The sequence below is a fragment of the Pseudomonas sp. LS.1a genome, assembly GCF_022533585.1.
Classification (GTDB): domain Bacteria; phylum Pseudomonadota; class Gammaproteobacteria; order Pseudomonadales; family Pseudomonadaceae; genus Aquipseudomonas.
The window spans coordinates 4215154-4227479 of record NZ_CP092827.1 but is presented as its reverse complement, the minus strand read 5'-3'; the positions used below and the strand labels follow the sequence as shown (position 1 = coordinate 4227479).

Here is a 12326-nt window from a genome sequence, read left to right as displayed (position 1 = left end):
CTTTGCAGCCCTTTCGCCCTGTAGGAGCGGGTTTACCCGCGATCACGGGCGAAGCCCGTGCCAGCCACCGCATTGCCTGCATCGCGGGCAAGCCCGCTCCTACAGGGCGAAAGGCCCGCAAAGCGGGCCCCGGTTCTGTGGCAAACTGTTCCCGCCAAGGAGAACCCCATGCCCAGACCCCGCTGCGAGCGCTGCCAGCGCCCGCTCGACCATTGCCTCTGCCCACTGATCCCCGCGCTCGACAGCCGCACCCGCGTCATCCTGCTGCAGCACCCCAGTGAAACCGCCCATGCCCTGAACACTGCCCGCCTGGCCGCCCTTGGCCTGAACAATGCCGAGTTGCGGGTAGGTGAGGTGTTCGATGACCTGAACGAACTGCTGGCTACCCCCGGTTACCGGCCGGCCCTGCTGTTCCCGGGTGACGACGCCCAGGTGCTGCAGGCCTATGGCGAGACGGAAGACAAACCCTTGCTGTTGATCGTGCCCGACGGTACCTGGCGCAAGGCGCGCAAGCTGCTGTACCTGAACCCGGTGCTGGTGGCGTTGCCGCGGGTGACGCTGGGGGCTGTCGCGCCTTCACGCTACCGGCTGCGCAAGGCGCCGGAGGCGGGGGCGCTGTCGACTATCGAGGCGGTGGTGGGGGCGCTCGATGCGCTGGAGCAACCGGCCTGCTTCGATGCGTTGCTGGCGCCGTTCGAGGCGTTGATCGAAGGGCAGATCAGGGCCATGGGCGAGGAGACGTTCCAGCGCAACCATGGCACCGAGTGAGCGCAAGGGGGCTGCTCTGCAGCCCTTTCGCGACACAAGGCCGCTCCCACAGTAGTTGATCCTCCTGTGGGAGTGGCCCCGGCGATCTCGAACCCGATCAACGCATCTCAGGCAAACGCGCCTCGGTGCGTACTTCGGTGGTAGCCAGCGCTTCCGGCGGCAGCGAAATACGCTGCTTGCTCAGCAGCTCACCCATGGTCGCCAGTACACGGTAGCGCGAGAACTCCTCGGTATAACGCACCTCGGTGTAGCGGCGGTCGGCGTTGTACAGCTCGTTTTCACTGTCGAGCAGGTCGAGCAGGGTGCGCTGGCCCAGGCCGAACTGGTCCTGGTAGGCGGCACGCACGCGCTTGGTGGTCTCGGCGTATTCACGCGCGGTTGGCAACTGCTTGCTGGCGTTGTTCATGGCGTTCCACGCCAGGCTCAGGTTCTCGGTCAGCTCACGCAGGGCGTTGTTGCGAATGTCCAGGGCCTGGTTGATCTTGTGCGCGTCGGACTGCAGGCGAGCCTTGTCGCTGCCACCGCGGAACAGGTTGTAGTTCATTTCAACGCCAGCTTGCCAGTCGTTGTTGTTGTGGCCTTTCTCGCCGCCGGTGTTGTTGTTGGCACCAGTGGCCAGAATGGCGTCGAAGCGTGGGTAGAAGGTCGACTTGGCCACTTCGTATTGCTGCTCGGCAGCATTCACGTCAGCCTGGGCAGACTTGATGTACGGGTTGTTCTGGCGCATGCCGTCGCGGGCTTCATCGAGGGTGCCAGGCACCTCGCCCTTGATGGTCTGCGGGCTTTCCAGCTCGTCCGGCATACGGCCGACGACGCTGAAGAAGTTGGCCTCGGCGTCGGCCAGGTCGACTTCGGCGGTGTCCAGGTTGTTTTCTGCCAGGGCGCGACGTGCGCGGGACTGGTCAAGGTCGGCGGTGCTGCCGACACCGCGCTCGTTGCGCAGGCCAATCTGGTCGTTGACGCGCAGGTGGGCTTGCAGGTTGTTCCTGGCCAGGGCTACCAGTTCACGGCGTTTGAGCACTTCCAGGTACACCTCGACTGCACGCAGGGCGACATCCTGGGCGACGGCCTGGGTGTAGTAGGCGCGGGAGGTGGAGACCGCTTCGGTGCGGCCCACTTCATTCGCGGTGTTGAAGCCGTCGAAGATCATCTGCCGCAGGCGCAGTTCGGACTGGGTGTAGTTGAGGGTTTCCTTGTTGTGGTTGCCCTCGGCACGGGTAGTGGTGTTGTCCGAACGCTGGCGGCCATAGCCGGCGACCAAATCCACGGAAGGGTAGTAGCCACCACGCGCAAACTTCACATCTTCATCGGCCGACAGCTTGCTGTTGCGATTGGAGCTGACTTGCGGATGGTAGTCCACGGCGCTCTGGACAGCCTCTGTGATCGACATCGCCTGTACGTTGGCACTCGCCAGGGCCAACAGTAATGCACTGGTGATGGGGTTCAAAACGCGCATGGTACATCTCCCTGATCCTGGAATTGATCCTGCTGCTCGCCAAAAAAATGACGATAAAGTTACCGCGTATAGTGTTGCAGGTTTTTAACAACACAGCTAAGTACATTCAACGCGATAGATAAGAAGATTTCTTCATATCAAGTTGCCATATAAGACATATATTGTCTAATTGGTTCGCGAAAAAAACACAGGCTGCGGCACCGTTAAAAGCCGTGAAAGCCAATGGATACAGGGTTCGTGCGCGGTTCCAGAACTATTTCGGATAAGAGAAATATCAGTTAGGCGAAATTGATATTTGGCGACAAAATATTGTCACTTTGGCTTCTGCAGAGTTTTCTGGCTGAGGATATACAGGCTTACCAGTACGGCGCTGGTCAACATGAAGGTGCGCGCCCAGAACAGCGGCACCAGATAGCACGACAGGCCGATGCTGGCCCACATCAGGCCGATGGCGTAGACCTTGCCCTTGAGGGGGATGCCTTCACCACTGAGGTAGTCGCGGATCCACGGCCCGAGCTTCGGGTGATGGACCAGCCAGTGGTGAAAGCGCGGCGAGCTGCGGGCAAAGCAGGCCGCCGCCAATAGCAGGAACGGGGTGGTGGGCAGTACCGGCAGGAAAATCCCCAACACCCCCAACGCGACGCTGAGCCAGCCGGTGGCCAGCAGCAGGTATCGCATAGGCGACTTAGTGGTGGCGTGGTTTGAGCAGCGCCGGCTTTTCGTCAGGGGCGTGCAGCAGCAGGAACAGCGCAGTCAGCGCTTCGGGGATCTGTACGATCATGTCGTCCTGCAGGTTGGCGTTGCTGGCGATATCGGCGAACTCTGGCTGCTCGTCGAACAGGCCCGAGCCGACCATGATCGGCAGCAGCATCTCGCTGACTTCTTCTTCGGCGTTCTCGAACCAGGCCTCTTCACGCAGGAATACGCCTTCCATGAAGCCGATGCACCAGCCGCGCAGGTCGGAATCGTCCGGCTCGTCGGTCAGGTCCAGGTCGCACGGCAGCTCGAACTCGTCGTCGCTGGCCAGCTGGCGGGCGATATGCGCCTTGAGCGCCACCAGGGTGGCTTCGATCTCGGTGCGCTGAGCGTCGCTGGCGTAGTGCGGCTCTTCGGCGAACAGGGCGTCGATCCATTCGCGCTCGGGCACTTCCTCGGCATTGATCGACAGGGCGGTGAGGTAGCCGTGGGCGGCGACATAGTCCAGCGCTTCTTCGTGCAGCTCGTCGGCGTCGAGGAAGGCTTGCAGGCGGGTCAGTTGCTCGGCGAAGGACATTACAGGGCTACCTTGGGGAATAAACGATACCGAATTCTAGCACCTTGCGACGGCGGCGGGGCAAAGGGAACGTCTATCGCCGTGGTGCCCTGCGCGGGGCGGTGCTGCGGTATACTCCGCGATTTTTCATCCAGGGGCAGGTTTTGCCGGCTGCCTGGCAAAAACCGCTTACGCATTTGGCGTGTGCGGGGCGGGTTTTTCGTCCAGCCTGTATCCAGGATGGTACGGCGATTTGTGGAGTTGCACATGCTCGAACAGGCTCAGCGCGTTCTCAAGGACGTCTTCGGCTACGACAGTTTCCGCGGGCGCCAGGCAGCGATCATCGACTGCGTGGCCAATGGCGGCGATGCCCTGGTGCTGATGCCTACCGGTGGCGGCAAGTCGTTGTGTTTCCAGGTGCCGGGGTTGTTGCGCCCAGGCCTGACGGTGGTGGTTTCGCCACTGATCGCGTTGATGGACGACCAGGTCGCCACGCTCGACGAACTCGGTGTGCCAGCTGCCGCGCTGAACTCCACGCTGACGCCGGAGCAGCAGCGTGACCTGGCCGGGCGCCTGCGCCGTGGCGAAGTGAAGATGCTGTACCTGGCGCCGGAGCGCCTGGTGCAGCCGCGCATGCTCGACTTCCTGCGCGACCTGGATATCGCGTTGTTCGCCATCGACGAGGCCCACTGCGTGTCGCAATGGGGCCACGATTTCCGCCCCGAATACCTGCAACTGGGCCAACTGGCCGAGCTGTTCCCGCATGTGCCGCGCATCGCGCTGACCGCCACCGCCGACATGCGCACCCGCGAAGAGATTGTCCAGCGCCTGCACCTGCAAGGCGCCGAGCGCTTCCTGTCGAGTTTCGACCGGCCCAACATCTTCTACCGCATCGTGCCCAAGGAGGCACCGCGCAAGCAGCTGATGGCCTTCCTCGGCGAGCGCCGCGGCAACGCCGGCATCGTCTATTGCCTGTCACGCAAGAAGGTCGACGAAACTGCCGCCTTCCTCTGTGACCAGGGCTTCCCGGCGCTGCCGTATCACGCCGGCCTGGCTGCCGAGACGCGCGCGGCCAACCAGCACCGCTTCCTCAACGAGGAAGGGCTGATCATGGTTGCCACCATCGCCTTCGGCATGGGTATCGACAAGCCCAACGTGCGCTTCGTCGCCCACCTTGACCTGCCCAAGTCGCTCGAGGCGTACTACCAGGAGACCGGCCGTGCCGGCCGTGACGGGCTGCCGTCCGATGCCTGGATGGCCTACGGGCTGCAGGACATGGTGATGCTCAAGCAGATGCTGCAGAACTCCGAAGGTGACGAGCGCCACAAGCGCATCGAGCAGCACAAGCTCGACGCCATGCTGGCCCTGTGCGAAGAAACCCGCTGCCGCCGCCAGTCGCTGCTGGCCTATTTTGACGAAACCCTCGAGCAACCGTGCGGGCACTGCGACAACTGTGTCGACCAGGTGCAGACCTGGGACGCCACCGAGCCGGCCCGCCAGGCGCTGTCGGCGGTGTTCCGCACCGGTCAGCGCTACGGCGTCGGTCACCTGGTCGACGTGCTGCTGGGCAAGGACACCGAGAAGGTGCGCAATTTCGGCCACGAGAAGCTCTCGGTGTTTGGCGTCGGCAAAGGCCTGGCCGAGGTCGAGTGGCGTTCGCTGTTCCGCCAGCTGGTGGCACGCGGCCTGGTCGACATCGACCTGGAGGGTTACGGCGGCCTGCGCCTGTCCGACAGCTGCCGGCCGCTGCTGCGTGGCGAGGTGACCTTGCAGCTGCGCCGAGACCTCAAGCCACAGACTACCGCCAAGACTTCGTCGTCCAGTGGCGGCAGCCCGGCCAGCCAACTGGTGCGTGCCGAAGAGCGCGAGCTGTGGGAAGCACTGCGCACCCTGCGGCGCAAGCTGGCCGAGGAGCACAGTGTGCCGCCCTACGTCATCTTCCCCGACTCGACGTTGCTGGAGATGCTGCGCAGCCAGCCGGTCAGCCTCAGCGACATGGCCCAGGTCAGCGGCGTGGGGGCGCGCAAGCTGGAGCGTTATGGCCAGGCCTTCCTCGAGGTACTGAACAACAGCGGCGGCACCGACGAGGCGCCGAAAGTGGTGCTGGACCTGCGCCACGAACTGGTCAGCCTGGCCCGCGCCGGGATGACCCCGGCGCAGATCGCCGGGCAGCTCAACTGCAGCGAGAAGAACGTCTACAGCCTGCTGGCCGAGGCGCTGGGCCGCCAGGAGCTGAGCCTGGAGCAGGCCCTGGACTTGCCGGAAGACCTGCTGATGGAAGTGCAGGATGCCTTCCTCGATGGCGAGGGCGAACTGCCACCGGTGTCGGCGATTGCGCCGCTGTTCGGGGCCCGGGTGCCGGAGGGCGTGCTCTACTGCGTGCGTGCGGCGCTGGCGGCCGAGTTCGAACTGTGAGTGGCGACAGGATCGAGGTCAGAACGGTTATCTGCTGACCTTCGTCATGTTTTTTGACGATTATCGAACATTCCAGGGTGCCCGAGCCTTGCCTCGTGGGACGGGCCATGGTTAGCTGCCTAATAATTAGATCTGTTCAATGAGTTGCTTATGCCCCTGACCGACAATCAACACCGCTTCGGCATGCAGCTGGCCCAGATGTCCCGCGGTTGGCGTGCCGAGCTGGACCGCCGCCTGGCCGGGCTCAACCTGTCCCAGGCGCGCTGGCTGGTGTTGCTGCACCTGGCCCGTTTCGAAGATGCCCCGACCCAGCGCGAGCTGGCCCAGAGCGTGGGTGTCGAAGGCCCGACCCTGGCGCGCCTGCTCGACAGCCTGGAAGCGCAGGGGCTGGTACGCCGGCAGGCGGTGCTGGAAGATCGGCGGGCGAAGAAGATTGTGCTGTGCCCGCCGGCCAAGCCGCTGATCGACCAGATCGAGACCATTGCCAATCAACTGCGGGTGGAGCTGTTCACCGGGGTGGACGAGGCGGAACTGCAGGTGTGCATGCGGGTGCATGCCAGGATCCTGGCCAACCTCGAAAAATCCTGAGGGGCCCTGGGGCCGCTTTGCGGCCTTCAAGTTGGCGCTGTCCCTGTGGGAGCGGCTTTAGCCGCGAACACCGGCGCAGCCGGTGCCATGCACCGCGTCGCCTGCTTCGCGGGTGAATCCGCTCCCACAGGGATCTCACCGGCCCTGAAAGCGATGAAGCCCTAGAAGGTATGCCCCAGGTTCAGGTACACCGCCTGCTCATGCGCACTGTTGGCCCCGTAACTCAGGTTCAATGGCCCCAGCGGCGTCTCCAGCCCCAGGAAGATGCTCGCCGCATTGATGTAGCCACTGTCGAATTCGTTATCGTTGTTCCACGCCCGCCCACGCTCCAGCGACCCGCCGATGTACAGCGGGAAGTCCAGCGGCACGTAGGCTCGTGGCGTCAGGCGGCGGTAGTAGACCATGCGCATCAGGCTCACGTTCTGCCCCGACACCGAGTCCTGGCGGAAGCCTGACAGCTCCCGCGCCCCGCCCAGCACGAAGCTCGATGTCACCACTTCGGTCTCATCCAGCGTGCGCCCGTAGCGCCCGCCCAGCACGAAGGTGTTCGGCCCGCTGCTGAGGGCCTTGTCCAGGTTGAACATCCACTGCCGGTAGTCCTGGTCGGAATCCAGCGACTGGTCATACTTGCGCAAGGTCAGGCCGATATCCTCGCCGCGGTGCGGGAAGTACACATTGTCGAGGGTGTCGAACGAGTACTTCAGCTCGTAGAAACCTTCGTTGAAACTGACCTTGGGCAGGTCCTGGTCGCCGATGCGCACCTCGGCCTCGCCCCAGGCCTTGCCCACGCCCAGGCGCACTTCACCGTTGGTGCCGATCTGCCGCCCCACGTTCAGGCCGAAGCCGTAACGCTCCAGGCGGTATTCGGCGACCGGGTCGTTGTCCAGGGTGGCTTCGATGTTTTGCGAACCGAAGTCCAGGTAGGGCGCGATGAAATAGCGCGAGCCCACGTCCAGCGGCTGGTAGAACTCGCTGTACAGTTCCTGCTGGTCGCCGATCTGGCCACGGGTCAGCCATTCGGCGCCGAGGCTGTTGATGCCGTTGACCCGGTAGCTGGCGCCCAGGTTGAAGGCGCTGTCGCCGCGCAGGTCGTCCGACAGGTTCAGGCCCAGGCGCAGGTAGTCGGTGCCACCGCGGCGGCCTCGGGCGTTGATCACCAGGGTGTTGTCGTCACCCTTGTGCACCACGCGGTACTGCACCCGGTCGAAGTAGTCCAGGCCATACAGCGTGCCCATGTCGGTCTGCAGGCGGTCCAGCTCCAGCGGGGCATTGATGGGCTGGCGGATGTACGAGCGGATGACGTCGTCGCTGACCTTGGAGTCGTTCTCGATCCTGATCGCGGTGATCGTCGGCGTGCGTTGGCGTGGCGAACGGGCCACGGCCAGGCTGCTGTCGCCTTCGGGCTGGCGCAGGGCGAGCAGGCGCGGGTCGAGCAGGCGGGTGGCGCGGTAGCCGGCCTCGATCATTTCCCGGGCGCGGCCAAAATCGGTGACGCCGAAGGCGGTCAGCGGCGGCTGGATGAGGATGTCGTCACGGTGCAGGCTGGCCAGTTGTTCCTCCGAGTTGCGCCGGGTCATCAGGGTGATCGACTGGTTGAGCACGTCGACCACCGTGGCCAGCTGCTTGCGGTCACGCAGCGGGGTGCCGATGTCGACCACGATGGCCAGGTCCACACCCATTTCGCGGGCAACGTCCAGCGGGATGTTGTCGACCATGCCGCCGTCCACCAGCAGCCGGCCGTCCAGCTCGACCGGGGCGAACACCGCCGGGATCGACATGCTGGCGCGGATCACCTGGGGCAGGTGGCCACGGCGGAACACTACCTTTTCGCCGCTGGCGATGTCGGTGGCCACTGCACGGAAGGGGATGGGCAGCTTGTCGAAGTCACGGGTGTCGGCGGTGTGCGCCAGCTTGCTTTCCAGCAGCAGCGCCAGGTTCTGGCCCTGGATCACGCCCAGCGGCAGGCCCAGGCTGCCGTCGTCGCGAAAACTGAGCTTCTGCTTGACCAGGAAGTCGCGGTCATCCTGCTTGCGCCGGAATGGCACGTCCTTGCGCGGCGGGGCATCGGACAGTGCCTGTTGCCAGTCGAGGGTGGTGGCGAGCTTTTCCAGCTCATCGACACTGTAGCCCGAGGCGTACAGGCCGCCGACCACTGCGCCCATGCTGGTGCCGGCGATGGCGTCGATGCGCACACCCTGTTCCTCCAGGGCCTTGAGCACTCCGATGTGGGCCAGGCCACGGGCCGCGCCACCCGACAGCACCAGGCCAACCTTGGGCCTGGCCGCTTCCGCGGCGAATACCGTGAGGGAGGTAAGGGTAAGCAGGAAACAGAACAGCAAACGGCGCATCGTGAGTCTCAAACCGTGGGCTAAAGACCGCTAGTATAAGCGGCCCCTCACCTGGAGATGCCTCACCATGGCCGACAGCAAACCGGAAATCGTCATCACATATTGCACCCAGTGCCAATGGCTGCTGCGTGCCGCCTGGCTGGCCCAGGAACTGCTCAGCACCTTCGCTGACGACCTTGGCCGAGTGGCGCTGGAGCCTGGCACCGGCGGTATCTTCCGCATCACCTGCAATGGTGTGCAGATCTGGGAGCGCAAGGCCGACGGGGGCTTCCCCGAGGCCAAGGTGCTGAAGCAGCGGGTGCGTGACCAGATCGACCCGCAACGCGACCTGGGCCACAACGACCGCTGAATCAGGCGCCCTCGGCCAGTGGCCGCTGCCTGGGCGGTTGCTCGGCGGCCAGGCGGCTGGACAGCACGATGGCGAAGATGATCAGTGCGCCGCCCAGCAGCATGCGCAAGGTCGGGGTTTCGGCGAACACCACCCAGGCCACGGCTATGCCGTAGACCGGTTCCATGGCGAACACCACGGCGGCGGTGCGCGCCTTGATCACCGACAGGCTGGCGACGAACAGGCTGTGTGCCACGCCGGTGCAGAAGATGCCGAGCAGGGCGATCCACAGCCAGTCCATGGTGGTTACGCCGGCCAGGTCCGGTGCTGCGAACGGCAGCAGGCACAAGCCCACCACCAGGTTCTGCCACAGCGCCGCCTGCACTGCGGGCAGGCGGCCGGAGCCGGCGCGGTTGGTGAGTGACAACAGGGAGAACAGCAGCCCCGACAGCAATGACCAGAGCAGGCCGCCGGTAGCTTCACTGGCCAGGTCGAATGCCGGTGTGACCAGCACCAGGCCAATGCTGACCAGCAATACCAGCACAGCCTCGTTGCGGCGGATGCGCTCGCGGAACAGCAGGCCTTCGAGGATTACGGTAAAGGCCGGGAAGCTGGCGAAGCCGAGGGTGGCGATGGCCACGCCGGCAACCTTTACCGCGATGAAGAAGCTGACCCAATGGCCGGCCAGCAGCACACCGCCGAGCAGCAGGCGGCGGGCGTCCTGGCCGCTCAGGCGTTGCCAGCCCGGCCCGGTCAGGCTGGCGAACAGGGCCAGGGCGAGCACGGCGAAGGCGGCGCGGCCGAAGACGATTATCGCCGGGCTGGCGCTGGTAGCCAGTTTGCCGAAGACGCCGGTGAGGCCGAAGAACAGCGCGCCGATATGCAGGGCCCCGAGGGCGGTGCGGTGGTTCATGGGTGGTCCTTGCTCAAGATCTCTACTGGCTGTGCCGGCCCTTTCGCGGGTAAACCCGCTCCCACAGGTACTGCACAGGCTTTGAAAGCGGTGCAGTACCTGTGGGAGCGGGTTTACCCGCGAAAGGGCCGGCACAGGCAAAGTGTACAGGCTCAGGCAAACGCGTTCTGTCGCAAGACTGGCGTCAGTTGTCGCCAGACTCTCGCCGCAATGCCAACGGCGTACACCCGAACGCCCGCAACATCGCCGCCGAAAACGCACTCTGCGAGCTGTACCCCACCTGCGCCGCAATCTCGCCCATCGGTAGCAAGGTCTGCACCACCAGGCGTCGCGCCTTGAGCAAGCGCCGCTGGCGAATGTAGTCCATCGGCGTCATCCCGCACTCCGCAGTAAAGCGCGCATGCAGGCGGGCACTGGACAACCCGGCGATGCGCGCCAGGTCAGCCACTTGCAGCGGATAGGCGGCATGCTGCTCGATATGCGCATCGAAGGCAGCATAGGGCAGGCGCTGGCTGGCGCTGACCCTGGCGGCCGCCGTGGGGTTGAGGCTGGCCAGCAGCAGCGCTGCCCCTTGCCGGGCAATCAATGGGTCATGCATGGGGCTGGCCGCCAGCCAGTCCACCAGCTGCTGCTGGCGCTCATCCAGGCCCAGGGCGCCGGGGCGGTCGAGCAGACGGCGGCTGGCATCGGCATGTTCGCCCAGTTGCTCGCGCAACCAGTGGTCCCCGGGCACATCCAGCACCAGGCAATCGCTGCCGCCATCGCTGGCGCAGGTGTGATGGGCACCCGCCGGTACCACGATCAGCCCCTGCCGATCGATCCCGGCGCCATGCCCCTGCACCTCGAACTCCAGGCGGCCGCGCAGGCCGAACACCAGTTGCGGGTGTTCGTGGCTGTGGGCGATCAGGCTGTCGCGGTAATGGCGCAGCGAGAGGATCGGGCCGGTGGTCATGGGTAGCGTCGTCCTCGCAGGGCAGAAGCGCATTGTGCCTCATTCCCTGCAACCCATCACTCGTAACGGTTTTGCCACTGCGCTGTCATCCGCGCCTGCCAGTCTCCAGCAAACTGCGCCGGAGCCTGCCCATGACCCATGCCGAACTGTCCCGCCCCTCGCGCAAGCAACGCGTGCGTACCCTGTGGATTTCCGATGTGCATCTGGGCACCCGCGACTGCCAGGCCGAACACCTGTCGCAGTTCCTCAAGGGGTACCAGGCCGACCGCATCTACCTGGTGGGCGATATCATCGATGGCTGGAAGCTGCGCGGCGGTATCTACTGGCCACAAGCCCACACCAACGTGATCCGCCGGTTGCTGACCATGAGCAAGCGGGGCACCGAGGTGATCTACGTCACTGGCAACCATGACGAATTCCTGCGCCGTTACTCCAGGCTGATCCTCGGCAACATCCAACTGGTGGACGAGGCCGAGCACCTCACCGCCGATGGCCGCCGCCTGCTGGTGATCCATGGCGACCAGTTCGACGTGATTACCCGTTACCACCGCTGGCTGGCGTTCCTCGGTGACCGTGCCTACGAGTTCACCCTGGTGCTCAACCGCTGGCTCAACCACTGGCGTGCCCGCTATGGATACGGCTATTGGTCACTGTCGGCGTACCTGAAGCACAAGGTCAAAGGCGCGGTGAACTTCATCAGCGACTTCGAGGATGCCATTGCCCATGAGTGCACCCGCCGTGGTTTTCACGGGGTGGTGTGTGGGCATATCCACCATGCCGAGATTCGCCAGGTGGGGGAGGTGGAGTACCTCAATTGTGGGGATTGGGTGGAATCGTGCACGGCGCTGATCGAGCATTGGGATGGCACGATCGAGCTTTATCGGCTGGCGCAGGCGCAGGCGCGAGAGGCGCAGGCAGCAGCGGCGGTGCGCGAACAGGCGTAGGGCTTGAGGGCCCTGGGGGCTGCAAAGCAGCCCCAAAAAATCTACAGGCTGATCTTGCCCAGCAGGATATCCCGAAACATCACGAAATCCCCTATCAGGCTGTACAGCGGATGGGTAAAGGTCGCTGGCCGGTTCTTTTCGAAAAAGAAATGCCCGACCCAGGCAAAGCCGTAGCCGAACACCGGCAAGGCCAGTAGCAGCAACCATTTGCCACTGCCAATGGTATAGGCCAGCAAAGCAATCACCAGGCTGGTGCCGACAAAGTGCAGGCGGCGACAGGTGGGGTTGCTGTGCTCCCCCAGGTAATAAGGGTAGAACTCGGCAAAACTGCGAAACTGCGCTGTGCGGTTCATGGCAGTGCT

General features: G+C 64.4%; 12 protein-coding genes. 5 read left to right on the top strand and 7 right to left on the bottom strand.

Annotated elements, in window-relative coordinates; translation table 11 throughout:
- Window positions 1–168: 168 nt before the first annotated feature.
- Window positions 169–768 (top strand): tRNA-uridine aminocarboxypropyltransferase, encoded by a 600-nt coding sequence (locus MKK04_RS19625; protein ID WP_233687554.1) that lies wholly within the window; start codon window positions 169–171, stop codon window positions 766–768.
- A 97-nt stretch (window positions 769–865) separates the two neighbouring features.
- Here MKK04_RS19625 and MKK04_RS19620 read toward each other — a convergent pair whose 3' ends face one another.
- The 3 genes from MKK04_RS19620 to MKK04_RS19610 form a co-directional block, all read right to left on the bottom strand.
- Window positions 866–2224 carry a TolC family outer membrane protein gene (locus MKK04_RS19620; protein ID WP_207830932.1) on the bottom strand — a complete coding sequence of 453 codons (1359 nt, stop codon included), beginning with the start codon at window positions 2222–2224 and terminating at the stop codon, window positions 866–868.
- Window positions 2225–2536: 312 nt separating this feature from the next.
- A complete protein-coding gene (locus MKK04_RS19615; protein ID WP_207830934.1) occupies window positions 2537–2902 on the bottom strand; it encodes a YbaN family protein in 366 nt (121 codons plus the stop codon).
- 7 nt (window positions 2903–2909) lie between these two features.
- Window positions 2910–3497, bottom strand: a complete 588-nt coding sequence (locus MKK04_RS19610) for a YecA/YgfB family protein (RefSeq protein ID WP_025340148.1) — start codon at window positions 3495–3497, stop codon at window positions 2910–2912.
- 246 nt (window positions 3498–3743) lie between these two features.
- Here MKK04_RS19610 and recQ point away from each other — a divergent pair, with 246 nt between their 5' ends.
- A complete protein-coding gene (gene recQ / locus MKK04_RS19605) occupies window positions 3744–5891 on the top strand; it encodes a DNA helicase RecQ (protein WP_207830937.1) in 2148 nt (715 codons plus the stop codon).
- Between the two features lie 150 nt (window positions 5892–6041).
- Window positions 6042–6479, top strand: coding sequence for a MarR family transcriptional regulator (locus tag MKK04_RS19600; protein ID WP_207830940.1), 438 nt, complete (start codon window positions 6042–6044; stop codon window positions 6477–6479).
- A gap of 161 nt (window positions 6480–6640) precedes the next feature.
- Here MKK04_RS19600 and MKK04_RS19595 read toward each other — a convergent pair whose 3' ends face one another.
- A complete protein-coding gene (locus tag MKK04_RS19595) occupies window positions 6641–8827 on the bottom strand; it encodes a patatin-like phospholipase family protein (protein WP_207830942.1) in 2187 nt (728 codons plus the stop codon).
- 67 nt (window positions 8828–8894) lie between these two features.
- Here MKK04_RS19595 and MKK04_RS19590 point away from each other — a divergent pair, with 67 nt between their 5' ends.
- Complete coding sequence (locus MKK04_RS19590; RefSeq protein WP_003259082.1) at window positions 8895–9176, top strand: SelT/SelW/SelH family protein; 282 nt, start codon at window positions 8895–8897, stop codon at window positions 9174–9176.
- 1 nt (window position 9177) lies between these two features.
- Here the strand turns inward: MKK04_RS19590 and MKK04_RS19585 are convergent, their stop codons facing one another.
- Window positions 9178–10068: a DMT family transporter gene (locus MKK04_RS19585; protein WP_233693738.1), complete on the bottom strand. Its 891-nt coding sequence runs from the start codon at window positions 10066–10068 to the stop codon at window positions 9178–9180.
- 184 nt (window positions 10069–10252) lie between these two features.
- On the bottom strand, window positions 10253–11020 hold the full coding sequence (locus MKK04_RS19580; protein ID WP_241105897.1) for a helix-turn-helix transcriptional regulator: 768 nt from the start codon (window positions 11018–11020) through the stop codon (window positions 10253–10255).
- Window positions 11021–11151: 131 nt separating this feature from the next.
- Here MKK04_RS19580 and MKK04_RS19575 point away from each other — a divergent pair, with 131 nt between their 5' ends.
- Complete coding sequence (locus tag MKK04_RS19575; protein WP_207830947.1) at window positions 11152–11964, top strand: UDP-2,3-diacylglucosamine diphosphatase; 813 nt, start codon at window positions 11152–11154, stop codon at window positions 11962–11964.
- Between the two features lie 41 nt (window positions 11965–12005).
- Here MKK04_RS19575 and MKK04_RS19570 read toward each other — a convergent pair whose 3' ends face one another.
- On the bottom strand, window positions 12006–12317 hold the full coding sequence (locus MKK04_RS19570) for a DUF962 domain-containing protein (RefSeq protein WP_015271286.1): 312 nt from the start codon (window positions 12315–12317) through the stop codon (window positions 12006–12008).
- Between the last annotated feature and the right edge of the window lie 9 nt (window positions 12318–12326).